Source organism: Sulfolobales archaeon, from assembly GCA_038897115.1.
Taxonomy (GTDB): Archaea; Thermoproteota; Thermoprotei_A; order Sulfolobales; family AG1; genus AG1.
Map to the genome: position 1 here is coordinate 1 of JAWAXC010000014.1, position 26,532 is coordinate 26,532.

Below are 26,532 nucleotides of genomic sequence, written 5' to 3' on the forward strand. Positions count from 1 at the left end.
ACTGTAAACATCTTCCTCCCTATAAGAGGGTGGTTCACATTAACCCCTGTATCTAGTATAGCAATTACAACACCATCACCTGTTATGTTGAATTCCCTCCAGACAGCTATGGCGCCTGTTCTGAAAAGACCCCAGTTGACTAAGGAGGGGATCTCCATAGAAATCTGCAGCTTCCTATAATCAAAGATCACGAATTTGTCTAAGGAGAGCTTTTTAAAGACTATGTTGGGTGCTATTTTATATATTGTGTTAAGTGATACTAAAGTGGGAAGGATGCTAAGATCTATTTTAGCATAGATATAAGGTATATTATCGTAGATCTTAATAATGTTATTGCTCCCAATCACGCTGGATATTAGAATCTTTGAAGCCACGCTATTCTCATTAAGAATGATTATAGCATCTATACTACCTAGCTCCTTTAATTTACTAGACACTAGAGGATCTAGCTTGGGATCCTTTAGAGCGCTCCATATACTCTCAAGATACGCTATAGGGGATACCATAATAGCTATGCATAGAACAGCTAATAGCACGATGCTTTTAAGAATCCCCTGGAAAGATGAGGTAATCATCATTACCGCTCACTTCTAAACATTATAGCCTCTTAGAAAATATATTAGAATGTCAAGCACATGCGGCGATGAGGCAAGATAGCGAATCCTCTATTAATAGCTGGTAATGAAGAAAAGACATATGCAGTGTTAAAATTTCTTCAAGCCTTATAGCTGAATATATAATTTCAGAGCTGGGGGCTCGTTTATATCGTTAAAGTATAGATGCAGCATAGAATAGGATGGAAATATAGGGTAGGTGAAAGACTTAAAAAGGATTCTCGTCTGCCAGGGTTAGAGATACCCCATAAGATCTTTATTTTCCTATGTTTCTAATTTTTACATCTAACTATATTATATCCTGAAGCCTTCCTAAGCCTATTCATTATAGCAAGCCCAATACCTTTTTCATCAATACCAATTGCTATGCAAAGATCTGCTGATGTTTTATCAACACTTCTAAGTCCTTTATATAGGTTTCTCGCTATCTCATATGGGTTTCGTGTTGAGCCTAGAGAGATGAACTCAAGCTTATATATAGATGCTATATATCTATACTCCTCATAACCTACTATACATGGTTTTAGCATTTTGCTTAGGAAATCCTCAATTATATTCCTTATACATATATCTATGTTCTCCCCATTCTCGATCAGTATTAGTTTTTTATCTGGAGCATAGTGCCTATACCTCATCCCAGGAGCTAGAGCCTTTTCAGCCTCTCCTAGCCCTCTTGCAAAACTAGGTATTAAAATCTTTTTCCCAATGATCCTTTCCAGGGCTTCGGGATCTATAGGGCCTGGTCTTAGAAGTGTGGGAGGGTCTTTTGTGAGATCAAGTATCGTTGATTCTACACCGAAGAAGGTCTCACCTCCATCTATGATCAAATCTACAGAATCTCCTAGATCTTCTATGACATGCTCAGCTATGGTTGGGCTTGGTTTTCCAGATTTATTAGCGCTCGGAGCCGCAATAGGTTTTCCAAATTCCTCGATCAAAGCGAGAGCTACGGGATGTGCAGGCATTCTGACTGCGATAAATGGTAAGCCAGCCGTGGTTATATCTGGTACTGATTCTTTCTTTTTTAATATAGCTGTAAAAGGGCCGGGCCATAAGATCCTGAGGATCTTAATGATATCTTCACTAAGATCGTTGGTAACATCAAATAACATGTTAAAAGAACTTATGTGAACTATTAATGGATTATCAGGAGGTCTCCCTTTTATTTCAAAAACCTTTTTAACAGCATTTGGATTCATAGCATCAGCTCCAAGCCCATAAACAGTCTCTGTGGGGAAAGCAACTACACCACCCCTTCTCAGCACTTTTGCGGCATCTCTAAGGATCTCTCTATCAGGGTTTAGAGGATCGACCTTAGCTACTTTAGGCATAATATTTCTCCTAAATAAAAATATCAAATAACTAGAATATGTGGCTATCACTAGACATAGTTTTTTCACATTTGTGATCAGCGATGTCTTCCTAAGATATCCCATGGTTTCTCAGCGTAGATCGTATAGGCCTCTCTGAAAACTCTGATTCCAACCTCCTTGCCCTAAAGAGTGAGGATTTCAGCTATAAAAATCAGCTATAATATAGAACTTTTTATAGCATATACTAATTTTAGATGCCTATACCATGCGTGGGGCAAGGATTCTCTCTGCACTCATGAGAGGCCTTCCATCTATCTCTATTGGTAGCTTCGCTGGTGGGAACTTCATATACAGGGGTATTCTCTCGGATAGTCTCTCCTCATATGTCGGGACAAGGGGGTTCTGATAGAACACACCTATATAGATCTTTTCTCCCCATGCTGCTAACTCCCATGCCCTCTTAGCCTTCTCCTCAGCCTCCCCAGGGCTTCTTACAACAGGATCCCAGCCAGGGAGGGATTCTAGCTTGACTATTCTCTGTGCATGTACCTCTTTAGTATATACATCATTATATGTCGGGCATGGCTGTGCCACATCCACTAGGGCAAGGCCCTTATGCTGTATAGCTTTCTTAAGTATCTCTTTTAGATGGGGAACGTCATATGCATATCCTCTCGCTACAAATGTGAATCCAGATGCAAGTGCAAGCCTAATGGGGTTAACTGGATCCTGTATGTTGGCCCTTGGCAATGCCTTTGTTTTAATCCCTCTTGGAAGTGTTGGGGATGCCTGTCCTTTGGTTAATCCATAGACCTGGTTGTTATGGATTACTATAACCATATCTGGGTTTCTTCTTCCAATGGATACAAAGTGGCCTACGCCTATGCCCAGCTGGTCGCCATCACCGCCAAATACTAGTACCTCGAGCTCTGGATTTGCAAGCTTTATTCCAAGGGCGAAGGCTACCGCCCTGCCATGGAGCGTATGAACACCGTTCGCATTGATATAATGGGGTATCTTACCAGAGCACCCTATACCACCGACTATAACTACTTTGGAGGGATCTAGCTTTAACTCTCCAAGAGCCATTATAGCGGCGTTGAGTATCCCATAGTCACCACATCCAGGGCACCAATCTGGATTTACATTTGATTTGAAGAGCTGCTGAACCTGGGCCATAATATACACCCACTTTATACCATATAAACATCGTTACAGAGCTAAAAAGCTAGTGAAAATAGAGGGTGTTATGATGTGGATATAAAGGCAGCAAATAATATAATAGAAATTGGTGGCAAGCGCCGGGGTGCCCGAGCGGCCTAAGGGGGTGGGCTCGAGACCTCCGGCATAGATGTAGGCAGGAGACCCACTGGGGCTCCCACCCCGCGCGGGTTCGAATCCCGCCCCCGGCGTCTAAATCTCTAACTAGAATCTTTATCTTCTTTATAATTTTATAATCAGAAGCCTGCTCTATAGGGTATAGAGAAGACTTGCAAACATATTCCTATAACCCTTTTAACTTATTAGATAATTGGGGCTATAAGGACTGGAAAGTATAGATCCTATCCTGAAGATAGATCTAAGATCTATTTTTCATTATGACGAGTATGTCTTAAAATCTATTGAGAGGGCATTAGGAGGAGATATACTGGACATTCTACGTTCCCTAACAAAGCCTCCAAATAGACTATATCTTAGGGTTAATCTGTTGAAAACATCTAGAGAGGATGTTATTGAATCAATAGAGAGGGATGGGTATAAAGCGTATGAGGATGAGGATTTAGAAGAGGCAATATATATTCCAGTTGAAGGCCCTTATAGGCTAGAGCCTAGAGGGAAAGTCGTTATAGCTGATAAGAGGGCTTCTGAATCGGTTATGATGGGCTCCAACCTATATTCTCCAGGTGTTATATCATGTAGTGGTATAAGAGAAGGTGATGAGGTATCTATAGTATCTGAAAACGGGGTATTAGTAGCTATAGGCAAGGCTAGGATTAGTTGTGAGGATGCGATAAGAGCGAGAAGTGGGATTTTTGTTGAGGTTGAGAAGAGTTTATATAAGGCTGCTCCTATTAGGGAACTCAATGCCTGGCGTCAGGGGCTTATATATCCTCAGTCGCTTCCATCGATGGTTGCTTCTAGAATGTTGTTTCCAGAGAGTGGTGATGTGGTCATTGATATGTGTGCTGCTCCTGGGGGTAAGGCTGGACATATATTTGAGCTATCTAGAGGAAAGGCTATGGTATATGCTATAGATCATTCGGCTAGGAGGATCGAGGAGATGGTGGAAAATTTTAAGAGACTTGGATACGAAGATAAGATCAAGGTTTATAGGCTTGACTCTCGATATTTGAGTAAGGATCTCGGTGTAATGGCTGATAAAGTAATCATAGATCCACCATGTACAGCTACAGGGGTTAAGCCAAAGCTGTGGCATAGGATCTCATATAGAGATCTAGATAGCCTCGTTAGATATCAGCTACAGTTTTTAGGGGAGGCTCAGAAGATCCTTAGGGAAAGAGGTATTCTTGTATATTCTACATGTTCCATAGCTTATGATGAGAATGAAAGGTTAATAGGCGAACTCATAGAAAATAAGGGCTTTGAGGTGGTTGAACCCCCATATTGGGTTAAGAGAAGAGCGTTTATAACTGATTACGGAGCAATAAGATTCGATCCTAGATCTGGATATCCAGGCTTCTTCATAGCTTCTCTAAGGAAGAAGGGTGTTTAGCGAATAAGGATATTATAGAAGATGTTATCTGCTTTCTAAGGTATTTAGGTCTATAGATTCATAAAGAATATTGGGGATAAGGATATGACAGAGATGATCAGGGAGGTCAGGGTAACCGCTTTCAAGAGGAAAGGGATACATAGCCATATAAGGGGTTTGGGCCTGGATAAAGATGGGAAGCCAAAACCTGTTGGAGACGGGTTAGTGGGGCAGTTAGAGGCTAGGGAGGCTGCAGGTATTATAGTGCAGATGATTAGAGAGGGTAAGATGGCCGGTAGAGGAGTTCTATTTGTAGGGCCTCCAGGAACTGGGAAGACTGCTATAGCTATTGCAATAGCTAGGGAGCTGGGTGAGGATACACCTTTTGTTGCTATGGACGCCTCGGAGATCTATTCATCGGAGATCAAGAAGACCGAGGTGCTTATGCAAGCACTTAGAAAGGCGATAGGGGTTAGGATAAGGGAGTTTAGACTTGTATATGAGGGCTATGTGAAGGAGATTAAATATAGGGTTCCCAAGTCACCCTATGCTCCATATATGATGGTTCCTCGAGAGGCAACTATAACGCTGGCAACGAAAGATGATCAGATGACATTAAATGTTGGGCAGGAGATAGCATCACAACTCAGGGAGATGGGGATTAGAAAGGGGGATGTGATATATATAGATGCCCAAACAGGAGCCGTACATCTAGTTGGGAGGGCAGAGGTTGAGGGTGTGAGGGCATATGATGTAGATGTTGTTAAGAAGGTTGAAATACCGAAGGGACCTGTTAAGAAGGAAAAGGAGATTGTTAGGACATTCACCCTCTACGATCTAGATATTAGCCTTGCTCTTAGAAAAGCATCGTTCTTCTCATTATTTGGCTTTGTGAGTGAGCGGGAGATAGATCCTGAGCTGAGGAGGCAGGTTGATGAGAGCGTTAAGAAGATGATAGAGGAGGGAAAGGCGGAGCTTATCCCAGGGGTATTGTTTATAGATGATGTACATATGTTAGATATAGAGTCCTTTAGCTTTCTATCAAGGGCTATGGAGAGCGAATTCGCCCCAATAATAATCATGGCTACGAATAGGGGGATTACGAAGATAAGGGGTACAGATGTTGAGTCTCCACATGGGATACCGCTAGATCTCCTAGATAGGCTTTTAATAATACCAACAAGACCATATACAGCGGATGAGATAAGACAGATACTTAGAATAAGGATGTTGGAGGAAGAAATAGAGTTAAAGGAGGATGCTTTGGAGGAGCTAGTAAAGATAGGTACTGAGACAAGCCTGAGACATGCTGTACAGCTCTTAGAGCCTTCAAGAATAATTGCGGAGAGAAAAGGGAGGAAAGAGGTTACGAAAGAAGATGTGAGAGAAGCTGTCAGGCTATTCATGGATGTGAAGCAAAGCGTGGCTCATGTGAAGAAGTACGAAGAGATCTTCCTCAAATAGGGATTAGGTATTAAAGGAAAACCCACCTTATTTGAGTTTAAAAGGGCTAGTGTCTCATGAAGAGTCGTTCGTATGCGTTATCTATATCATGGAATCTAATTACTCTAGCAGGATCTGGGTGTTTCTCCACAACCAACGATCTTCCTGGCTGAAGCTTTATAGAGAACTGGCCATCTATTATTGCGTAGGCTTCCGGTGAATCTTCTGCAACCCCTATTCTGATTTTAGAATTGGCATCAACAACAATAGGTCTTAACCATGTCTGTACAGGGGCTAGAGGTGTTATTACAAATCCTTTTAAATTATGATCTAATATGGGGCCGCCTGCAGCCATCGAATATGCTGTAGAGCCTATTGGGGTTGCTACTATAACGCCATCGCCTTCCATGAAATATAGTGGTTTATCGTCTTTGTAGATCTTTAGCCTAATAACTTTAGATCTGCCCATACCAGTAGATACTACTGCCACCTCGTTTAGGGCTGGGGGATATCTAGCCTCGCCTTCTCTCACAGCAAGCCTCATATACTCAATAACCCTGTATCTACCTTTTGTTAGATCTTCAATGCGTTCTGAGATCTCTATAGGGGTTACATCTAACAGATACCCCCTCCTACCCATTCTAATAGCCATTATAGGTATCCTTGGATCTCCAAGCATATGTAGAACTCTAAGCAATGTTCCATCCCCGCCGATTACTGCTATTACATCTACTTCTGGGGCTTCTAGTCTGAAGGCTCCTATGCTATATCTCTTCATTAGATCTATTATATCTCTATTCTCAGGATCTCCATCCTCTATGAGAGCTCTCTCGATATACACGTTTAGATTTCTTTTAAAGCATTCTTCAGCAACCTTTAATGCTACTTCTGCCGCTAATCTAGAAAATCGCTTAAAATAGATCCCTATTCTCACAGATCTTACCTCTCCAAATCAATATATTTATTTGGAAGAATATCTTTAGCAATAAAGGATCTTATTACAACTGAAAGCCTCGCCCTAAAGAAGGAGGATGGCGAAATGCTTACAAGCTTTGATGCTGGTACTATAGCTAGATGATGATGCGGTTAAGCATGGCAACTAGGCCTCCGGATGATTATAGATGTGGGCTAACAATCGTATCCCCAAGTCCCCGAGAGGGGATAGGGGTAATAGGCTGGAGGTCCGGCCTAGGGCTAAACTATGCGAGAGATCAGGGTGATCTACTATAGAATTGAAAGGGGGAGGAGGTCAGAATAGATGCTCCTATTGGTCCTAGACGGCTGATGGCTTTATACGAAAATTATAGTTTAATCTGAGTTTTGGCTTCAACATTAAAAGTAGTAACTAATATGAGATACAAAGTAGTAGGAGCCTACCCGTTATAATGTTTTGTTATGCTAAAAACAAGATAGTCATTATAGCTAGGAAGTCTGGTGTATTTTTATTATTGTGTATAATGGCTATTATTTAAAAACGGAGTATCTACATTATCATTTGGTAGATAGTATAGGGGTGTAGGTAAACGTCATCATCCAAAAGCATTCTAGCTAAGAAAGAAGCTATGAAGAATATGAGCACTAGATCTTCAATAGCGAGGCTTATAGAGTTCTATGATTCTGTCGCACAGCTCTACGATCAGTTTTTTACCGAGATTTCTCCCTTCTATAAGGAGCACTATCTATCGCTTAAAAAGATTGTTGATTGGGTTTTAAGGTATGTTCCTAGAGGATCTTTAGTCGTGGATCTAGGATGTGGAACTGGTTTTTGGAGTAGCTATTTGAGGAGTAAAGGCTATGTAGCTATAGGATTAGACATATCCCCTAGATCTGTTTATGTGCTTAAATCTAGAGAACTTGATGGGCTTGTATCTGATGCTAGATTAGCTCCTTTTAGAAGAGATGCTTTTGAACTAGCTATCTCTCTAGGCTCTGTTATTAATCATATCGAGGAGCTAGAGATGTTTTTCAAGAGCGTTAATAGGATCCTTAAAAGAGGAGGTTACTTTGTTTTTGACTTTGATAATGCCAGTAGCCTTGATAATCTCTATGAAACACTTATATATAATAACTCTTCTAGGGGATATCTCTCATCCCTTATAAGTGGTTTTAGTAAGGGCTATAAGTTTTATTGGGATCTAGGTGGATATTATATAAAGGTGTATTCGCTCTGGGAGGTTATTAGAGCTTCTAAGATGAGCGGTTTTAAGGTAATCACTATAAAGCCTATACATACATTCACAGCTTTTATACCATCAAGGATTTCTGAGAAAGGGGGTAGGCTGGTAACTAGGATATTTAATGCGCTTCATAAGCTCGAATCACTAGGATCTATACTCCCATTTTCATATATATTATCTGTCTCAACAGCTGTTATCTTGAAGAAGATCTGAGGTTATTTAGGCAGCTGTCGATGTTGGTTTCAACAGTTGGCGAACTTATATACCCCTCATAGAAAGTTTAAGAGGTGCTGCTATTGTCAACAGAGCCGAGGGCGGGGATCCTGGGTTGGGGTGCTTATATACCTATGTATAGATTAAAGACTTCTGAGATCGCCAGGATCTGGGGCTATGATGAGGCTGTAGTAAAGTCCCTCTGGGTTGAGGAGAAAGCGGTTGGGGCTATAGATGAGGATACAATCACTATTGGCTGGGAGGCGTCGAGATATGCTATAGCTAGAGCTGGTATCGATCCTAGGGATATAGGGGCGGTCTTCGTTGGCACAGAGTCTAAGCCATATGCTGTGAAACCTAGCGCGACTATAATAGCTGAGGCGCTCGGCATACCCCCTAGTAAGATGTCCTCGGATTTGGAGTTTGCATGTAGAGCTGCCTCGGAAGCTATGAGGATAAGTGTGGGGCTTGTTGCAAGTAATATGGTTAAGGCTACGTTAGTAATTGGGGCAGATACCGCTCAAGCTTCTCCAGGGGATCTGCTTGAGTTTAGTGCAAGCAGTGGTGGAGCGGCCTTTGTAATAGGCTCTCTCAAAGAGGCTGTAGCGATTATCGAAGCCAGCTATAGCTATGTTACAGATACTCCTGACTTTTGGAGGAGAGAAGGCTCTCCATATCCAGAGCATGGGGAGAGCTTCACCGGCGAGCCAGCGTATTTTAGCCATATAATCAATGCTGTCAAGGGGCTTCTTGAGAAGACAGGGTTGAGCATATCTGACTTTGACTATGCCGTGTTTCACCAACCAAATGGCAAGTTTCCACTGCAGGTTGGGCAGAAGCTGGGCTTTCCAAAGGAGAAAATATTACCTGGCATGGTAACCCCCTATATAGGTAATACATATAACGGATCTGCTCTCTTAGGGCTTGCCAGGATCTTAGATATAGCTAAGCCCGGCTCTAGAATCTTACTCGCGCCATTTGGAAGCGGTGCTGGTGCTGATGCATTCTCGATAGTGGTTCAGGATCGTATTGAGGAGAGAAGGGATCTAGCTCCTAAGCTAGATGATCTGATTAATAGAAAGCTATATGTGCAATATGGGGAATATGTTAAGCATAGAAAGAAGATAATTAGGCTGTGAGGTTATATCAAATGAACAGACGTGTATATATAGGTGCGGCTGGTGCTATAGAGATCGATAGGCATTTTGATAAGGGTTATAAAGCACTTGCACTGGAAAGTGTTAAGAGGATGGAAAGGCGATTCGGCGTGGTAGAGCCGGAGGCGCTTGTTATATCATCTATGTCGCCTGAGTCCATGGGAGAACAGCTAGGGCTTGCCGGTGTTCTGGCGGATTATCTTGGTTTGAGAAGGCTGAAGGTGTTTAGAGTCGAGATGGGTGAGGCAAGCGGTCTCGCAGCTATAATGACTTCTTATTCGCTAATAGCCTCTGGCCTTGTTGATAGAGTACTTGTTATAGGTGTTGAGAAGGTAGCGGAGCTAGCTACAAGTCATATAGCGAGGATCTATTCTATGATAGGTGATTCAGAATATATGGGGTTATACGGTATATCCCCTGCGTCTGAGGCTTCTATAATTGCGAAGCTCTATATGGCTAGATATGGATATAGCTATGAGGAGCTTTTTAGATGGCCTGTTACTATGCATAGAAATGCTATTAAGAATCCACATGCACAGCTAAAATTCACAATAAAAGCAGAGTCATATAAGGACTCGCCAGTTATATCAGAACCTCTTAGGCTTCTAGATGCATATCCCTTCGGAGATGGAGCTTCAGCGATATATATGAGTAGTAGGCCTGGAGATGTTGCTGTAGAGATTTCTGGGATAGGATCTTCTAACGATGCTCATGACGCAGCTTCGAGAGAGGATCCGCTCTTCTTTTCTTCAGTAAATGAGAGCTTTGGAGAGGCCCTAAGAATGGCGGGGATAGATAGAGATTTGATCAGATATCTAGAAATCCATGATAGCTATACGCCGTACTCATATATAATCCTTGAATCTATGGGTTTTGCTGAGAGGGGCGAGGCTCCGAAAAGATTCTCGCCTGAGGCTTCATCCATAGATAGGGTGTATGTTAATCTAAGTGGTGGTTTAAAGGCTAGGGGGCATCCGTGGGGGGCTACAGGTGTTTACCAGGTATGCGAACTCTTCCAGATCTTAGCAGGTATATGGGATCCTGTTGGTGTTGATATAGGTAATGGTTATGCTGCTGCACAGAATATGAATGGTGCTGGTGCGCAGAGCTATATAGCTATTCTTAGGAGGGTGAGGTAGATGGCTATTAGAGATTCTCCCCCTAGGATTTGGAGGCTAAGGGATGTCCTCTATAGAATTAAATATGCTAAGTGCAGATCCTGTGGCTATGCTTTCTACCCACCAAGGATATCATGTATTAAGTGCTCTTCAAAGGATATCGATATCATGGTGTCTAGGGGTCTTGGCACCCTTATTGAATATACAATCTTATATCAGGTATCATCTAGGTTTCAAGATAATGCGCCATTGATAATAGGTTTGGTCAGGCTTGATGAGGGTTTTAACATGTATGGACAGATAGTCGATATAGATCCAAAGGATCTGAGGAGAGGTATAAGGGTTGAGGCTGTGCTTAGAAGGCTGAGGATCGATGGTTCCTCAGGATTGATCACATATGGGTTGAAGTTTAGGCCGGTTATAGGTGTTCATCTTGGAAGGGGTTCCTGAGAGAGATAAGATCCAGGAGATCTTAGATAAGCTACGTAGAGGAGAGGTCAGATTCAGCGAGATAGATAACATAGCTGGGAACAAGAACCTAGGCGTCGTTATAAGAAGATTATATCTCGAGGAGATAAGGGGTGTTTCTCTCTCATCTATAGGTTCGACAATAATAGATTTTGAGGAGGTTGTTGGAAGAAATATCGAGAATCCTATAGGCGCTGTTCAAGTCCCCCTAGGTGTTACAGGGCCTCTAAAGATAGTTGGTGAGCATGTGCAGGGTGAATTCTACATACCCCTAGCAACTACAGAGGGTGCTTTGGTTGCAAGCATCTCTAGGGGGGCTAAGGCTATTACATTAAGTGGTGGGGCTTTTGCAACTGTATATAGAGATGGTATGACGAGGGCCCCGCTATTTAAAGTCTCGAGTGTTAAGAAAGCTATTGAGCTTGTCAAATGGGTTCAAGATAATATAGAGGATATAAGAAAGGTTGCGGAGAGTACTACTAGATATGGAAGGCTTGTATCTATAGAGCCATATATAGCTGGTAATAATGTGTGGCTTAGGTTTAAATTCACAACAGGTGATGCAATGGGTATGAATATGGTTACCATAGCTGTTGATAAGGCTGTCAAATATATAGAGGAGAAGTTCGGGGATGCTGAGCTGGTTGCTCTGAGCGGTAATATGTGTGTTGATAAGAAGCCGGCCTATATAAACTCAATACTTGGTAGGGGTAAAAGTGTTATTGCTGAAGCGGTTATTAAGAAGGATGTGGTTAGCGGTGTTTTGAAAACCTCAGTTGATGATATGGTTGATGTGAATAATAGGAAAAACCTGCTTGGAACAGCTATGGCTGGGGGTATAGGGTTGAATGCCCATGTGGCAAACGTGATTGCAGCTATATTTATTGCGACTGGTCAGGATGTTGCACAGGTTGTTGAGAGTAGTATAGCATATACCTGGATGGAGGAAACATCTGACGGCGATCTATATGTGTCTGTCACACTTCCTAGCCTAGAGGTTGGCACTGTTGGTGGAGGCACATGGCTTCCCACTCAGAGGGAGGCTCTCGCATTGTTAGGGGTATATGGTCCTGGAGATCCTCCTGGGATTAATTCTATTAAATTCGCAGAGATCGTGGCTTCAGCAGCTCTAGCTGGTGAGATAAACCTGATCGCTGCCCTAGCCTCGGATCAGCTTGCGAGGGCACATGAAAAGCTTGGTAGGAAGAGGCGGTGAGCATTGTCTCTAGGTAACCAGACCTCCTCGTATGAGGGTTGGATGCCCTTTCTAGCTTCTGGTAAGCTTGTTAGCGACTATACCCCGATTAGGATTTACCAGGAGATTGCTAGGGAGAAGGGGAAGGATCCAAGTTCTGTGGTGATATCGTCTCAAGACCTTGGGTTTCTAAGGGATCTTGTTACAAATAGTTCTAGCAGGGATGTCCAGGCAATTATCTCTATTCTCGCTTCATCGATAAAGACTAGGATAGATCCTGAGGTTGCTAGGGAGACGTATAGGAGATATCTGGGTGCTGATATTGGTGAGGAATCCGCGGTCTCAATGATCTCAGAGCTTGTTGCTAAGTGGTGTATCGAGGCTGCTGATACAATGGGTATTATAAGGATTAAAGGATATCTTAGATCTTAGAGAGGGCTTCCTCTATATCCTCTATTATATCCTCTATATTTTCTAGACCAACAGAGATTCTCACTAGACTATCGCTTATACCAAGCATCTCCCTCTCCTCCTTCGAGTAGTGCCTATGGCTCATCGTGGCTGGATGGCTTACCAGGGTTTCTGGTCCTCCGAAGGTTCCCGCTGGCTTTGCTATCTTCAGCTCTCTCATGAACTTGAGTGTTGCCTCCATATCCGCTTTGATCTCTATGCTAACGATTCCGCCGAAGCCTTTAAGGATTTTCTTTGCTATGCTATAGCTTGGATGGCTCTCAAGCCCTGGATAATAGATTCTAGAGATCTTTTTGTTTCCTTCTAGCGCTTTTGCTAGTTCTTCGGCGTTTTTGTTGTGGTGCTGCATTCTTATATGTAGTGTTTTGAGGCCTCTTATTACTAGAAATGCTGTGAATGGATCCATTATAGTTCCTAGATCCGATCTTTTATCCCTTATTTCCTCCATTAGCTCTGGTTCTCCAGCAGCTATTCCTCCTATAATATCGTTATGTCCTCCCAGGTATTTTGATGCACTGTGAACAACTATATGTGCTCCTGCTTCTGATGGTCTTAGATTTATTGGTGTTGGTATTGTGTTGTCAACGACTAGTATAGACCCTATTTCTCTGCAGAGTTTTCCTAGCTCATATATATCTATTACTTTTAATAGTGGGTTTGAAACAGATTCTATAAAAACTAGATCTGGTTTCCATCTCTCAACCTCGCTTATAACCTCTTCTGGTGATGCCTCTATGAGTTTAAAGCCTATTTTCTCTGATAGTTCTCTTGCAAGTACTATTGTTCTTGCAAATATGTCTCTTTGGATAACCATTTTAGATCCTGGTTTTAAAAGGGTGAGGAAAATAGTTGATATGGCTGACATGCCTGAGGAGAATGCCACAGCTGATGGGTATCCCTCTATCTCTGCGATCTTCTCCTCCAATGCTGTTACTGTCGGGTTTGACTCTCTCGAGTATAGGTAGATCCTTGCTAATGATGGTGTTACAAAACCGGCTGAGAGGTATATCGGTACTTCTAGGGGCTTCTCTGGAACCAATATGTCCTCTCCTGAGTGGATTAGCTTTGTGCCCATGCCCCTCTCCCTCGTCAAACCCCCACCCCCGGCTTTTCTATATCTATGCTTTCAGCGAATATAAATATGATTATGATTGGTACTGGTTATTTCTCCCAACCGCTATTACCATTAGATCTCCTATGTTCACCCCTGTATAGCCTGTGTAGATGCTTCTCCCCAGCTTGCTAAGTGCTGTGTAGCTGTCGTTTTCCTCGAGATGCTTCTCTATATCTATTCCAATGGATTCTGCGTCTCTGCATACCAGCCAATCCCCTATCCCACCGGCTGCTGGGCTTATACCATCTATCCCATCGCTTCCTAGTGAGGCTATTATGCATCCTGGGCATTCGATGAGTTTTGTTGATGCTGAGAGGGCTAGCTCCTGGTTTCTCCCCCCTATCCCAGATCCTCTAACCTCTACTGTTGTCTCTCCTGATGCTAGTATCATTGCCGGTGGTTTTAGAGGTTCTCCTAGGGTTGCTATTGTTCTCGCTATTCCTGCGAATACCTTACCCACCTCCCTCGCCTCTCCCTCTATGGCGTTGCTCAATATTGCTGTGTTATAGCCTTTTTCAATCGATTTTCTCTTCATTTCTTTTAAGCTGTCTATGCTAGATGCTATAACTATATTTACTATCTCTTCTAGATCTTTATCACCGGGTTTTGGTGTTTCCTCAAGCTCTCCTCTACATCCTTTCTCGATTGTTTTCCATATGTTTTCTGGGATTTTATGGCTTGCTAGTCTTTTTCTCAGGATTTTCTGTGCATCACAGTATGTCGATCTATCTGGGGCTGTTGGGCCTGAGGCTATTATGTCTATGGGGTCTCCTATTACATCGCTCATTATAAGTGTTATTATCTCTGCTCCTCTAGATCTGAGGAGTTTTCCGAGCCTTCCTCCTTTGACTTTGGATATATGTTTTCTCACAATATTTATTTCCTCGATTGTTGCTCCAGATCTCAGTAGTGCTTTGGTTAGCTCTGCCACCTCCTCTATCTCTATCTCTTCTATGGGTATTTCGAATAGTGATGATCCTCCCCCTGATATGAGTAGTATTACTATGTCTCCTCTCCCCGCTGATTCTAGTATCTCTAGAAGTCTCTCTGAGGATTTAATAGTCTCTCTCCCTGGTATTGGGTGTTCTCCCACTAGGATCTCGATTCCTCGTGGTATCTCCTCTGCTATGCTATATCCTTTGGGTATGATTATGGCTCCTCCATATATTCTATCCCCTATGGCCTTTGTTAGGGCTTTCAGCATTTTGGCGGATGCTTTTCCAAAACCCGCTACATAGATCCTACCTCCTGCCTCGATCCTATTGTTAGATATATATATCGAGTTTCCCTCAACCCTAACTATCTTGGGTAGAGAGATCTCGGGGTCTATGGCTTTTAACCCCTCCTCTAAAACCTCGATCACATCCCTATGGATCTTGCTCCTCGAAAGCTCCTCAAGGTTTTTTATATACATATAAGTCTGCTCCTCCAGGGTTAGGATAGGTTTTAAAACAAATATTTAGGGATAAATATTTGAAAATACTGGCTACCCCCCTCAAAACCTCAGGATCCTCGGGGAAACAGTTATAAGCCCCAGAAACCACTAGATATAATGGGCTCTCCCCTCCCCGCGATACCCGGCGGCGGCTCGGGTTGACGGGGATGTAACATCCCTGGATGAGACACCGGCCTCCAATCGCGGGGACATATTAATGCTTATAAATGGGGGTCCGAAGCCCCGGGGAGCTAACCCCGAGAGGCTCGGATCCGACAGAGGCACCCCCAACCCGCACAACACCCCATGCCAGGATCCCCCGCGGCCACGCCTTGCGGCCGCGACTCCGCTTGATCCTGGCGGACCCGACCGCTATCGGGGTGGGACTAAGCCATGGGAGTCGTACGCCCCAGAAAGGGGCGTGGCGGACGGCTGCGTAACACGTGGCTAACCTACCCTCGGGACGGGGATAGTCCCGGGAAACTGGGACTAATCCCCGATAGGCGGGGAGGCCTGGAACGGTTCCCCGCCCAAAGGCCCACACCAAGATGTTGGTGTGGGCGCCCGAGGATGGGGCTGCGGCCCATCATGGTAGTTGGCGGGGTAACGGCCCGCCAAGCCGATAACGGGTAGGGGCCGTGAGAGCGGGAGCCCCCAGATGGGCCCTGAGACAAGGGCCCAGGCCCTATGGGGCGCACCAGGCGCGAAACCTCCGCAATGCGGGAAACCGTGACGGGGTCACCCCGAGTGCCCCGAAGAGGGGCTTTTCCCCGCTGTAAGAAGGCGGGGGAATAAGCGGGGGGCAAGTCTGGTGTCAGCCGCCGCGGTAATACCAGCCCCGCGAGACCGGGCAACCCACCCGGCGCGGATGGTCGGGACGATTATTGGGCCTAAAGCGGCCGTAGCCGGCCCGGTAAGTCCCCGCTGAAATCCTCGGGCTCAACCCGAGGGCGGGCGGGGATACTGCCGGGCTAGAGGGCGGGAGAGGCCGGGGGTAGTCCCGGGGTAGGGGCGAAATCCGATAATCCCGGGAGGACCACCAGTGGCGAAGGCGCCCGGCTGGAACGCGCCTGACGGTGAGGGCCGAAAGCCGGGGGAGCGAACCGGATTAGATACCCGGGTAGGCAGCATCGCGGGTAATTGCGATGCTGCCCCGGAGAGTCCCGGCTGTAAACGATGCGGGCTAGGTGTTGGGCGGACTTAGAGTCCGCCCAGTGCCGCAGGGAAGCCGTTAAGCCCGCCGCCTGGGGAGTACGGCCGCAAACCTGGTTAGGGCTTGGAGCCCTACTGGGGCGGAAGGCTGAAAGGCGGTGGGCCGTGCCGGAGATTCATGTTTATAGCTTTGGGTGGTTTCCATGGTTGTTGATTCGAGGGACATGTGGTGGTTGTTCGGTGTGATAGCTGGTGATGGGCATGTTGGCAAGTATTTTGTTGAGATTAGTGATATGTATAGGGAAAATTTAGAGGTTGTCGCTAGAGTTATTCAGGAGCTAGGCTATAAAGCTGTAATAACTAGGGACAAGAGAGAAAATAGGTATAGGCTTTGGGTAAATAGCAAGGCATTTGCAGACTTTATAAGAGGGGCTGGGACACCGATACCTCGTGTGGAGTTCGATAGGGTTGCATTTATTCAAGGTCTATATGATGCTGAGGGCCATGTAGAGTATTGGAAACCACGAAAGATCATTAGAATAAATTTTGTAAATAGAGATGAGGAAATAGTAAGGCTTGTTATAAGAACCCTCAAAAATATAGGTGTAGAGAAGCCATATATAAGATATTCTATGCGATGTTATAGGGTGCAAATTTATAGGAAAGCTGATGTATTAATATATATCAAAAACATCGGGTTTAGATATCCGACCAAGCAGCGTAGATTGCTATCTTTTTCCTCCTAAGGTCTTTGTTCAGCATTATTCCTTATCTAGCTTTTTACCAAGAAAGTAAGCGGCACGGCCCCCGCCCAGCATACTTAAAGGAATTGGCGGGGGAGCACCACAAGGGGTGGAGCCTGCGGCTTAATTGGAGTCAACGCCGGGAATCTCACCGGGGGCGACAGCAGGATGATGGCCAGGCTGACGACCTTGCCTGACGCGCTGAGAGGAGGTGCATGGCCGTCGCCAGCTCGTGCCGTGAGGTGTCCGGTTAATGGAGAGAGGAGGCGGTGCTTTTAAGCCGCCTCCTCTTCCAGCCGAGAGTCCGGCAACGAGCGAGACCCCCGCCCCCAGTTGCTACCACCCCCTCCGGGGGGTGGGCACACTGGGGGGACTGCCGCCGTTTAAGGCGGAGGAAGGAGGGGGCCACGGCAGGTCAGCATAGGGATCCGTCTCATGTGGGACGATCCCGCTGAAGCCCCGAAACCCCCGGGCTGCACGCGGGCTACAATGGCGGGGACAGCGGGTTCCGACCCCGAAAGGGGGAGGTAATCCCTTAAACCCCGCCGTGGTTGGGATCGAGGGCTGAAACTCGCCCTCGTGAACGCGGAATCCCTAGTAACCGCGCGTCAACATCGCGCGGTGAATACGTCCCTGCTCCTTGCACACACCGCCCGTCGCTTCACCCGAGCGGGGGCTGGGTGAGGCCTGCTCTCGCCGGGTTATCCCGGTGAGGGTGGGTCGAACCCAGCCTCTGCGAGGGGGGAGAAGTCGTAACAAGGTAGCCGTACCGGAAGGTGCGGCTGGATCACCTCCCTTCGGGGATCCTGGTGTGGGGCGTGTAAAGGGTTGGGGGTGCCTCTTTTATGAGGCCCTCCTGGGCTGATTCGTGAGAGGCTTGTTCCCAAGCCTCTATGAGCGCTGGCAGCCCACAACACATACCAGGCCGGCTCCTCCCTGGGGGCCATGGCAGGACGCCGCGCGGTGGATGACTCGGCTCGGGCGCCGAAGAAGGGCGCGGCAAGCGGCGAAATGCCCGGGGGAGGCGCAGGCAGCCGTCGAACCCGGGATCCCCGAATGGGAATTCCCGCCACGGGTAAACCCGTGGCGTCTGGGGCCTGGTAACCCCAGGCCCTGGACGGGAACCCCCCGAACGGAAACATCTTAGTAGGGGGAGGAAGAGAAATCAATCGAGATCCCCTGAGTAGGGGCGACCGAAAGGGGGACAGCCCAAACCAAACCCGCCGGCGACGAGCCGGTGGGGATGTGGGGTTACTGGGTCTGCGGCTGGGGGCTTGACCCCCAGCGGGCCGACACCAGGTAGCCGAAGTGGGCTGGAAAGCCCCGCCGTAGAGGGTGATAGACTGGGGCGACGCGGTAGGAATTATCGCCGCGTCCCCCAGGTCAAACCCCGTAGGCGAAACCTGGTGGGCCCGCGCCGCAGACCAGAGTACCACGGCTTGGTTTTGCCGTGGGAAGTTGGGGGGCTCCGACCTCCAAGGCTAAATACGTCCCGAGACCGATAGCGAACTAAGTACCGTGAGGGAAAGTTGAAAAGCACCCTGGGAGAGGGGGTGAAAAGAGCCTGAAACCGCGCGGCTACTCATGGCACGGCCCGAAAGGGGTGAGCCCCTCCGAAGGAAACCCGGGCGACCGGGGAGTACGAGGAGGGGGGACCGGGGTCGTGCCTTCCGTCTTGAAACACGGGCCGGGGAGTTCACGGCTGTGGCGAGGCTAAGGGGGTCAGCCCCGAAGCCGTAGGGAAACCGACATGCCCGCAGCGGGGTTAATCCCCGCGAGGGGCGGGGTCTGCAAGGGCCTGGAGTCACAGCCGTGAGACCAGAAACCGGGCGATCTAGGCGGGGGCAGGGTGAAGCCGGGGGAAACCCCGGTGGAGGCCCGAAGGGGTGTTGACGTGCAATTCACTCCCATGACCCCCGTCTAGGGGCAAAAGACCAATCTAGCCCGGTGATAGCTGGTTCCCGCCGAAGTGCGTCCCAGCGCAGCCCCGCCGGAGGCTGGTCACGGGGTAGAGCGACGGATTGGAGCGGTATGGAGGGAAACCTCCAGCCGCTCCAGTCCAACTCCGAACCCGTGGCCGCCGTAGATGGCGGGAGTGGGGCTTCCCGGGGTAAGCCTGGGAGCCGAGAGGGGAAAAACCCAGACCGGGGTTAAGGCCCCCAAGTGCCGGCTAAGTGCCAATCGAAGGGCGTCCCGGGCCTTAGACAGCGGGGAGGTGGGCCTAACAGCAGCCATCCTCTAAAGGCGGGTATCCCACCTAAAGTCACTTAAGTGGGAGCCCGTCGGAGATGGAGTGCGTAACAGCTCACCCGCCGAGGCCCGGGGCCCCGAAGATTGGTCGGGGCTTAAGCCGGCCGCCGAGACCCCGGGGCTCCCTCCCTGTGGGAGGGAGATCCGGTAGGCGGGCGCCGTGGTGGGGCAGAAGCCGGGTCGTGAGATCCGGTGGACCCGCCACGGTTGCGGATCCCGGCGGTAGTAACAGCAAAGAGGGGTGAGAATCCCCTCCGCCGGAAGGGCCAGGGTTCCTCGGCAACGATCATCAGCCGAGGGTTAGCCGGTCCTAAGGCCGCCCGTAACTCGGTGCGGCCGAAAGGGAAAGGGGTTAATATTCCCCTGCCGCGGGGGTAGGTGCGGCAACGCAGGCCCCAGCCCCGACGCCTCGGGGTAGGCCGACCGGGGCAGCCGCCCCGGCTAACCGCTGAAGGCCGTGGAGTGCCGTAACGGCGAGAAACGGCCGAAGGCGGGAATGGGCCCCCGTATGGGGGCTTCGGCTGAGCCCTGGGGCCCATGAAAAGGGGCTGGGGAACGATCCCCCGCGACCGTACCGAGAACCGACACAGGTGCCCCTGGGTGAGGAGCCCAAGGCGGGTGGGGGCTAACCCGGGCTAGGAGGGAAGGGCAGAGATGTATACTGCCCTCCCTCCCCCGTAAGGGAACTCGGCAAATTGGCCCCGTAACTTCGGGAGAGGGCGCGGCGGAAGGTTTTTATTTTCCCATAGATTATGAAGATTATATGGAGAGGGAGCGCATTGATCGTCTAATGGGTTTTATGTGAAGGGAGAAGCAGGGAAGTTATCATGACTCTTTGTAAAGATTACTCGATCAAGATTTTCTCCCTTTTCCTCCTAACTGATCTTTCTTCAAAATCCGCCGCGCTCCCCGAGAAGGGGTGCCTGCGGCCCTGGGCCTAGCCTGGGGCCGCAGGTCGCAGTGACCAGGGGGTCCTGACTGTTTAATAAAAACATAGCTCCCCGCAAGCCCGAAAGGGTTTGCACGGGGGGTGAATCCTGGCCACTGGCGGTTCGTGAAACCGGGGTCCAACCCGGCGAAGCGCCGCTGAAGGCCGGGGGTAAACCCCGCTAACCTGCATCTATGCTCCTCTCACGTTTCTATCCTTTTTCCTGGCATCTCTTCTTCTTTCTAGGGCAGGTGGCGGGGGCCCAACTCTGACCCTCTTAACGGGGGACCCTCACTCATAGTTAGGCGATATGGGTCCCCGGGGGAGAGGTAGCCAAATGCCTTGCCGGGTATGGCGGGCTGGCAGAATTCTTAAGTATTATTTGCCAGCCCGCCCTCGAGAGTTCCGGCGCGCATGAATGGATCAACGAGGGCCCCACTGTCCCAGCCCGGGACCCCGTGAAGCCCACGGAGCCAGTGCACAGGCTGGCATCCCCCCGTAGGGAGAGAAGACCTTGTGGAGCTTTACCGCAGCCTGGCGTTGGCCTCTGGGCCTTGGTGCGTAGCGTAGGCGGGAGGCTATGTGGCGCTCCTCTCGGGGGGCGCCGAGCCGCCAATGAAACACCGCCCACCAGGGCCTGGGGGCCTAACCCCGGGGAACCGGGGGACAGCGTCAGGTGGGCGGTTCGGCTGGGGCGGCACGCCCGCGAAAAGATAACACGGGCGCCCAAAGGTCAGCTCAGGCGGGTCAGAACTCCGCCGTAGAGTGCAAGGGCAAAAGCTGGCCTGACCAGGCCCTTGAACACAAGGGGCCTGGCCGGGAAACCGCGGCCTAGCGAACGCTCGTGCCCCCCTCGGAGGGGGCCGGGCATGACAGAAAAGTTACCCCAAGGATAACAGGGTCGTCGCGGGCGAGAGTTCATATCGACCCCGCGGTTTGCTACATCGATGTCGGCTCTTCCCATCCTGGGGGTGCACAAGCCCCCAAGGGTGGGGCTGCCCGCCCATTAAAGGGGAACGTGAGCTGGGTTTAGACCGTCGTGAGACAGAGGGTTGTGTCGGGCCGCTTATTAGGATTAGAACATGTGTATATCTCGGTGTAGGATGTTTGTCTTATCTAGATTATCTCGCAGGATTGGTTGCAGGAGATGGTAACATCACATGGAATAGACATAGAGTCAGGATATATGATCGCTGTAGAAGATTCCTAGAGGACGTGTGTGGGTTGTGCAAGAGCAAACTAAAAGCAGAGAGCTGTACCATATATTGGGATAGAGGAGCTTGGTGTCTATCGATATACGATGAAGAACTAGTTAAAAGGCTCAGCGAAAAGCTTAGAAAACCTGATAATGATATTGAATGGCTTAAAGGATTTGTGGATGCTGAAGGAAGCGTGTATATATGGGTTAGAAAAAAGAACAGAGCATATTACCAGGTATCGATAACAAATACAAACGAAGAGTATATAAATCTAGCATCAGCAACACTAGATAGAATAGGGATTAAATATAGAATAGTGATAGTGGAGGATAGATGGAAGCCCCGAAGAAGAATACTCATAAACAGGCTCAGAGACCTATATCTATTCTTTAAAATAATCGGATTTCGAAACCAGTGTAAAAATAAATGTTTATCATGCTTATAATAGCAATAAACGGCCCGACACACCCTCCTCAAAAGGTCGGACTCTACCCACGGGGGGTGCGGGCCGCCTGAGGGGAAGGTGACCCAAGTACGAAAGGAACGGGTCGCCGCGGCCTCTAGTCTACCGGTTGTCCGGCAGGGCATATGCCGGGCAGCCACGCCGTAGGGGATAACCGCTGAAAGCATCTAAGCGGGAAGCCCTCCCCGAAAAGAGGCGGCCGCTCCGCCCGTGAGGGCGGACGAGGGCTCCCGTAGAAGACGGGGTTGATGGGGCGGGGGTGTATGCCCCGAGGGTTTTCCGAGGGGCGAGCCTGCCGCTCCCAATCGCCCGAGGCCGTGGGCCTTGCCCAGGGGCGCTCACGCGGGTTTCCGTGTGGGCGGGAGCCGGTCTGGGTGTTATTGTGGGCTGCCAGCGCTCATAGAGGGTTATTTGTGATTATATATTGTTTTATTTCCTATTCTATTTTCTCGAGTATTTCGTGGAATGTGTTTTTCTTGCAGTATCTGCAGTAGTGGTATAGGGATTCGAATTCAGAGATCCTATAGCTTGCCTCGAAGATCCATTCCCTTCCACATGATCTACATCTGAGCCTCCATCCAGGCAATTAGATCCCTATATATTAGTTCTTTGAAGGTATATTATATTGGGCCCCGATGTAGCCGACGGGCGGTCTGATGTGTGAGGAGCCACTGTAGCTTTTAGGGGCCCCCGATGCTGAGGAGCGGATATCGTGATCGGTGATCGTCCCATGCAGTCTGAGGATCTAGATGTTTATCAGCTCCCCATATGAAATATTATGGGTGTTTAGTTGGTAGTATCGATTGTGATACCCCATAGCGGCGATCCTAGTAGGTTGGGGGGGCTTATTAAATCTATATCGAGGGTTGGCGATGATGTTGAGATAATAGTTGTGCTTGGAACCCACATATCCATAAAGATCCCTGGAAGGAGGGTTAAAGCCATATATCAGAGCATACTCAGATATCCAGGCAGGGGGATAGCTATGAGGGATGGCTACTACTTCTCCGAGGGAGAGGTTATAGTCTACATAGATTCGAACACCGATAAGGCTGAGCCCCAAAAGATAAGAGAGCTATACAGGCCAATCCTAGATGGATATGCAGATGTTGTTAAAGCAGGCTTCTCAAGAAGATTCCTCCAGATCGAGGAGATGGTGAGAAAAACACTTGCAAAGCTATATCCAGGGCTACAGGGTATAGAGCATCCCCTAAGCCCATATATAGCTGCTAAGAGAAAAGCCCTATCAGCTGTAGAGTGGGAGAGAGGCTGGGGAGTAGATATAGCGATCCTCATAGACACCCATGTAAAGGGTTTCAGAATAGCCGAGACCCCAGTAGATCTCAAGGATAGATATAAAAAGCCACCCCCAATATACAGAGAATCCGTTGAAGAGATAGCAGAGGCCATCATAAAGAGAGGGCTGAGGGATGGGAGGATAGCTGGTGAAGAAGCCGAGAAGATATACAGAGAAATAATGGGAATAACAGGTGTCGAGAAATGAGACACATAGTACTGGGATCCTCGCACTACACACCACTAATACTTACAGCAATAAGAGAATCAGATCCAACTGGTATAATAGTTATACTCGACAGATCCAGAGAAACAGCCGAGGCACTGGCAAACATAGTAGGGGGGAAGCCGGTCGATGGAGACCCAATGGACCCTAGGACACAGGAGAAGGCGGAGATGGAGAAAGCAGATATATTCATAGCATCAAGCGACTCAGACGCCATGAATATAAAGATATCCGAGGTAGCGAAGAAGAACTATAGAATACCGCTTGTCATAACAATTATAAACAACCCGGCAAACATAGAAGAGGCGATATCCAGAGGGGCAGACTATGTTATAAGCCCATCATCACCCCTACAATCACATATAAAAGCAATACTATCCACAGATAAATGGGTAAAAACAACAACCCCAGAGTTCTTCGGAATAGATATATATCTATATAGAGCAGTAAAAACATCAGTACTAGGGATAACCCTCTCCCAAATAAGAGAAGAGCTAAAAGGCTTCGAAGCATATGTGGTTGGGCTAACAAAAACAGGATCTCTGATCAGGGATCCAACATACGAGCTAAGAGAGGGAGACGTGATAATCCTAGTAGCACCAAGGGGGATGGGTGAAATAGCGGTTGAAAAGATAAGAAGCCTAATATCAAGAATACAGAGAATAAGAGCTGAAATGGAGAGCAGGAGGAGTATATACCCATGACACCAATATCAGAAGAAACCCTCGCCCTACAACAGGTAGATCAACAGGCTATATCACCAATGACGCTGCTCATAAGAATCGCAGAGGCTGGGGTAGTAGCTCTAGCAACATATATAATAGCTAGATATATAATAGGCTATATACCAAAGCTAATACCAACCCCGGCACAGCCTAGATTTATATATAGCTTCATAGCAGTAATAAGATACATTGTATATGCAGTCGGAGCCCTAATAGCTCTAGCAATAATAGCGCCAGAGCCAGGGGTATTCTCGGCATTAATCCTAGTGCTAGGAATAGGTGTAATAATAGCCTTCAGCGATCTACTGAGAAACTGGGGGGCAGAGATATATGTTAGGAGTTTCACATCACTAAAAATAGGGGATCAGGTAGAGGTAATGGGTAGAGAGGGAACAGTAATCCATATGGATTCAAGGGGGGTTGTGATAGAAACACCCACAAGAGAGAAGATCTATGTACCGAACACATATCTAGCATCAGCCCCTATAATAAATAGGACAAGCCCCTACGGAACAACATATAGGATCAAGATCATGATCCCAGCGGAGCAGGATACAGATAGGGTATACGAAGCAATCAAGGGGATCATAAGCTCTATAAGACCAGAGCTAGTGGAAGACCCGGTGATAACTAGAAAAGGCGTTAGAGAGGGCTTCACGGAATACGAGGTATCGGTGGTTCTGCTAAACGTTAGAAAGATAGGTTATATAGTATCGCAGATAAGGGATGAGATTGAGAAGATATGGCCAGGGGCGAGGGTATATACCTAGATCTCCACAAATCTCAGCTGATCCAGAACATAGCTTCTAATCTCCCTAGGTGTAGGCAGATCCTTGATAATCTTGCCCCTAGACATGTAGAGCTCGAGCATAGGCCTAGCCCTAGAACCATCGCCGCAGAGGGGAGGCTCTGAGCCCCATGGTAGCACGTGATCCTCTAGACTATTGGGGCATCTATAGAGCTGCTTAAACCCAGGCAGCTTACCCCTCTTAGATATAGGGATCCATTTACCATCTCTCATAACCTCCACAATATCCATGCTAAAATCAACGCTTGGTGGAAAGGCTATAGAGGTTCCCACGCCGAAACCGTCCACTAGATCTCTTAACGCAGCCACCTCCTTCTCATCTATCCCACCACTTACAAAGATCTTTACATTCTTATATCCATGGAGATCTAGAACCCATCTAACCTCCTTAACAATCATCTGCATATTACCCCTCCTAGAGCTGGGGGTATCTAGCCTAACACCATATAGCCTTTCACCCAGAAGCTGCGCTGCCATGAGACTCTCAACCCTCTCATCATAGAATGTATCTACAAGCATGATCCTGGGGACACCTGGCTCAACCACCTCATCAAAAGCCCTCCAAGCCTTCACCTGATCCCCAAAGACTACTATTAGGGCATGGGGCATGGTACCCACAGGCTTGACCCCAAGCAACTCCTCGCTATAGGCTCCTGAGACAGCGTCGCAACCACCTATAAAGGCTGATCTATCTAGCATAGGCCCTATAGCGGGGTGAGCAGCTCTAAGCCCAAAGAAAACCACCATCTTATCCCCAGCGAGCTTCTTGATTCTCGCAGACTTGGTGGCAACAGAGGAGGCATGCCTTATAATGCCAAGCACAGCGGTCTCCAGATCTAGGATCTCGCCTATAGGCCCCTCAACAACCATAACAGGCTCCACAGGCTTAAAAATCGTTCCCTCGGGGACAGAATATATATTCACATCCCTCCCCTCGAAGAGCTTCAAAGCATCCTCCAACCCTGCAAAGACACCCCAGCTCCACCCATGTGGAAGGCTATATACATGAGCCTCTATCCTAACCATGGTTTTATCAAGCCCCTTCTCTCTAAGGATCTTCAGGCTCCTAAGGAAATATATATCTGTCACCCAGCCAGACTTAATCCTCTCCCAGCTAGCCACAGACATATATATCCCTATAATGCTCTATCCCTACAACTCCTAATATCTTAAAACAACGGATCATCAAACACATAACACCGCATCTTAGCCCTCCACAGTAGTTAGAACAAAACACAACCATCCTAATTACTCAAAACTATATATAGTGCTTCACTTAAAGTGATTTCACATACATATAGCCCTAATCTA

The 26,532-nt window shown here is 47.7% G+C and carries 19 protein-coding genes, 1 tRNA gene and 2 rRNA genes; 14 read left to right on the forward strand and 8 right to left on the reverse strand.

Annotation, left to right across the window (positions count from 1 at the left end):
* The 3 genes from QXE01_03175 to QXE01_03185 form a co-directional block, all read right to left on the reverse strand.
* Positions 1-578, reverse strand: a 578-nt coding sequence (locus tag QXE01_03175) for a hypothetical protein (protein ID MEM4970239.1), incomplete at its 3' end; no start/stop codon positions are given.
* 308 nt (positions 579-886) lie between these two features.
* Positions 887-1,945 (reverse strand): L-threonylcarbamoyladenylate synthase, encoded by a 1,059-nt coding sequence (locus QXE01_03180; protein MEM4970240.1) that lies wholly within the window; start codon positions 1,943-1,945, stop codon positions 887-889.
* Between the two features lie 240 nt (positions 1,946-2,185).
* Complete coding sequence (locus QXE01_03185) at positions 2,186-3,106, reverse strand: 2-oxoacid:ferredoxin oxidoreductase subunit beta (protein MEM4970241.1); 921 nt, start codon at positions 3,104-3,106, stop codon at positions 2,186-2,188.
* A gap of 121 nt (positions 3,107-3,227) precedes the next feature.
* On the opposite strand from QXE01_03185, the gene QXE01_03190 reads away from it, so the two are divergent.
* From QXE01_03190 to QXE01_03200, 3 genes are all read left to right on the forward strand, one after another.
* A tRNA-Ser gene (locus QXE01_03190) sits at positions 3,228-3,339 on the forward strand.
* A gap of 296 nt (positions 3,340-3,635) precedes the next feature.
* The gene (locus tag QXE01_03195) at positions 3,636-4,661 is read left to right on the forward strand and encodes a PUA domain-containing protein (protein MEM4970242.1); all 1,026 of its coding nucleotides are present in this window, start codon (positions 3,636-3,638) and stop codon (positions 4,659-4,661) included.
* Positions 4,662-4,745: 84 nt separating this feature from the next.
* Complete coding sequence (locus QXE01_03200) at positions 4,746-6,104, forward strand: RuvB-like helicase (protein ID MEM4970243.1); 1,359 nt, start codon at positions 4,746-4,748, stop codon at positions 6,102-6,104.
* A gap of 46 nt (positions 6,105-6,150) precedes the next feature.
* On the opposite strand, the gene QXE01_03205 is transcribed toward QXE01_03200, so the two are convergent.
* Positions 6,151-7,017 (reverse strand): NAD(+)/NADH kinase, encoded by an 867-nt coding sequence (locus QXE01_03205; GenBank protein MEM4970244.1) that lies wholly within the window; start codon positions 7,015-7,017, stop codon positions 6,151-6,153.
* Between the two features lie 637 nt (positions 7,018-7,654).
* Between QXE01_03205 and QXE01_03210 the strand changes: the two genes are divergently transcribed.
* The 6 genes from QXE01_03210 to QXE01_03235 all read left to right on the forward strand — a co-directional run bounded on the left by QXE01_03210 (position 7,655) and on the right by QXE01_03235 (position 12,843).
* The gene (locus tag QXE01_03210) at positions 7,655-8,473 is read left to right on the forward strand and encodes a class I SAM-dependent methyltransferase (GenBank protein ID MEM4970245.1); all 819 of its coding nucleotides are present in this window, start codon (positions 7,655-7,657) and stop codon (positions 8,471-8,473) included.
* An 83-nt stretch (positions 8,474-8,556) separates the two neighbouring features.
* Complete coding sequence (locus tag QXE01_03215; protein ID MEM4970246.1) at positions 8,557-9,612, forward strand: hydroxymethylglutaryl-CoA synthase; 1,056 nt, start codon at positions 8,557-8,559, stop codon at positions 9,610-9,612.
* A gap of 11 nt (positions 9,613-9,623) precedes the next feature.
* Entirely contained in the window at positions 9,624-10,769 is a 1,146-nt protein-coding gene (locus QXE01_03220; protein MEM4970247.1) for a hypothetical protein, read from the forward strand.
* Positions 10,770-11,198, forward strand: coding sequence for a Zn-ribbon domain-containing OB-fold protein (locus QXE01_03225; protein MEM4970248.1), 429 nt, complete (start codon positions 10,770-10,772; stop codon positions 11,196-11,198).
* The gene (hmgA, locus tag QXE01_03230) at positions 11,182-12,432 is read left to right on the forward strand and encodes a hydroxymethylglutaryl-CoA reductase (NADPH) (protein ID MEM4970249.1); all 1,251 of its coding nucleotides are present in this window, start codon (positions 11,182-11,184) and stop codon (positions 12,430-12,432) included. Before QXE01_03225 ends, hmgA begins: the two co-directional genes overlap by 17 nt.
* Before the next feature lie 42 nt (positions 12,433-12,474).
* The gene (locus QXE01_03235; protein MEM4970250.1) at positions 12,475-12,843 is read left to right on the forward strand and encodes a hypothetical protein; all 369 of its coding nucleotides are present in this window, start codon (positions 12,475-12,477) and stop codon (positions 12,841-12,843) included.
* On the opposite strand, the gene QXE01_03240 is transcribed toward QXE01_03235, so the two are convergent.
* Positions 12,833-13,975 carry an aminotransferase class I/II-fold pyridoxal phosphate-dependent enzyme gene (locus QXE01_03240; protein ID MEM4970251.1) on the reverse strand — a complete coding sequence of 381 codons (1,143 nt, stop codon included), beginning with the start codon at positions 13,973-13,975 and terminating at the stop codon, positions 12,833-12,835. The genes QXE01_03235 and QXE01_03240 overlap by 11 nt on opposite strands.
* A gap of 52 nt (positions 13,976-14,027) precedes the next feature.
* On the reverse strand, positions 14,028-15,410 hold the full coding sequence (locus QXE01_03245; protein ID MEM4970252.1) for a DUF4147 domain-containing protein: 1,383 nt from the start codon (positions 15,408-15,410) through the stop codon (positions 14,028-14,030).
* A gap of 364 nt (positions 15,411-15,774) precedes the next feature.
* Here QXE01_03245 and QXE01_03250 point away from each other — a divergent pair.
* Together QXE01_03250 and QXE01_03255 are read left to right on the forward strand one after the other, a co-directional pair.
* Positions 15,775-18,122: ribosomal RNA gene (locus QXE01_03250) — 16S ribosomal RNA — on the forward strand.
* A gap of 143 nt (positions 18,123-18,265) precedes the next feature.
* Positions 18,266-22,491, forward strand: a 23S ribosomal RNA gene (locus tag QXE01_03255).
* The 16S and 23S rRNA genes sit together here, the layout of an rRNA operon.
* A 111-nt stretch (positions 22,492-22,602) precedes the next feature.
* On the opposite strand, the gene QXE01_03260 is transcribed toward QXE01_03255, so the two are convergent.
* Positions 22,603-22,752, reverse strand: a complete 150-nt coding sequence (locus QXE01_03260) for a hypothetical protein (protein MEM4970253.1) — start codon at positions 22,750-22,752, stop codon at positions 22,603-22,605.
* Between the two features lie 204 nt (positions 22,753-22,956).
* On the opposite strand from QXE01_03260, the gene QXE01_03265 reads away from it, so the two are divergent.
* From QXE01_03265 to QXE01_03275, 3 genes are read left to right on the forward strand one after another with little or no spacing between them, the layout of a single operon-like run.
* A complete protein-coding gene (locus QXE01_03265) occupies positions 22,957-23,670 on the forward strand; it encodes a hypothetical protein (protein ID MEM4970254.1) in 714 nt (237 codons plus the stop codon).
* The gene (locus tag QXE01_03270) at positions 23,667-24,392 is read left to right on the forward strand and encodes an NAD-binding protein (GenBank protein MEM4970255.1); all 726 of its coding nucleotides are present in this window, start codon (positions 23,667-23,669) and stop codon (positions 24,390-24,392) included. Before QXE01_03265 ends, QXE01_03270 begins: the two co-directional genes overlap by 4 nt.
* Positions 24,389-25,183, forward strand: a complete 795-nt coding sequence (locus QXE01_03275; GenBank protein MEM4970256.1) for a mechanosensitive ion channel family protein — start codon at positions 24,389-24,391, stop codon at positions 25,181-25,183. The genes QXE01_03270 and QXE01_03275 overlap by 4 nt, the downstream gene beginning before the upstream one ends.
* Here QXE01_03275 and QXE01_03280 read toward each other — a convergent pair.
* Positions 25,180-26,355 (reverse strand): nicotinate phosphoribosyltransferase, encoded by a 1,176-nt coding sequence (locus QXE01_03280; protein MEM4970257.1) that lies wholly within the window; start codon positions 26,353-26,355, stop codon positions 25,180-25,182. The two genes, QXE01_03275 and QXE01_03280, sit on opposite strands and share 4 nt — an antisense overlap.
* Positions 26,356-26,532 lie beyond the last annotated feature (177 nt).